Origin of the sequence: Helicobacter sp. 10-6591 (assembly GCF_003288805.1) — a bacterium.
GTDB lineage: Bacteria > Campylobacterota > Campylobacteria > Campylobacterales > Helicobacteraceae > Helicobacter_F.
Genome location: NZ_NHYK01000047.1, coordinates 1 through 970, shown reverse-complemented (window position 1 = coordinate 970; position 970 = coordinate 1). Strand labels below are relative to the sequence as shown.

Annotated in this window: 1 protein-coding gene; it reads left to right on the top strand. The window is 36.0% G+C overall.

What is annotated here, in order from left to right; genetic code table 11:
• Positions 1 to 834, top strand: an 834-nt coding sequence (locus CCY97_RS08090) for an autotransporter domain-containing protein (protein ID WP_146744542.1), incomplete at its 5' end; no start/stop codon positions are given.
• Positions 835 to 970: the final 136 nt, after the last annotated feature.

The following is a 970-nucleotide window of genomic DNA, read 5'->3' as shown; positions in this document are numbered from 1 at the left end:
ACCCAAAAACGTATGCTCAATGAATTCTCTATACTCCCTATGAACAATGCCCTTACACCAATTACAAGTATTACAACAGGATTGACTACTGCACTCAATGCAGGTAGTAAGATGACACTAATAAATAATATGGACAATGCAAATATCAAAGGATTGCTCAATATTGGTTATCTTAATACCAAAAATGGTCTGCTCAATCTTAATAGTGGTTATTTAGGTGGGGCACTTGGTGCTGATATAGCATTTGGTGGATTCTCACTCTTTGGCGCTATAAACCTTGCATTTGCTCAAAATGCTTATTCAGGCAAGATAATGGATAATGCACTTAATGGCAATTACACTGATATACTACTTCACACACAAGCTGGTATGCGTTATAACATAGCTTTAAGCAATACCATAAGCTTCTCTCCACTCACATATCTTTCACTCTCACATCTTTATACAAAAGCATTCAATGAGAAATCACTGGTGTTTGCTAAAAGTTTTGGTGATAATGGACAGAATATATTAGGTGGAAATATAGGAGCTGTATTTGCATTAAGACTACCCAATAAATTTTCTCTTGATATATACAGTGTCTATGAACACATACTCAACACAAAACAAATCAGTACAAATGCACAATTCCTAGATTTTGCAAATTCACATTTTGCTATATATAAGCCACTCAGCAAATATGCTTTACGTAGTGGATTGGCTATCTGTGCTGGTGCAATCTCTTATTCTAAGCTTAGTGTTGGAATATTTCATGAGATAACAAAGAACACCAATAGCATTGGCACACAAGTACAATTTGTATGGAAGTTTGGTGAAGCAAAGGAAAGGGAATAAACTCTACAAGCAGACAATCCACAATCTGTATATTTGTCTTGAGTTTGTACTAGAGAGACTCTGCAATAATAAAATGCGGTCTTCTCTTACTCTGTTCGTAGCTGCGTCCTATGTATTCGCCAATGATACCTAGCGC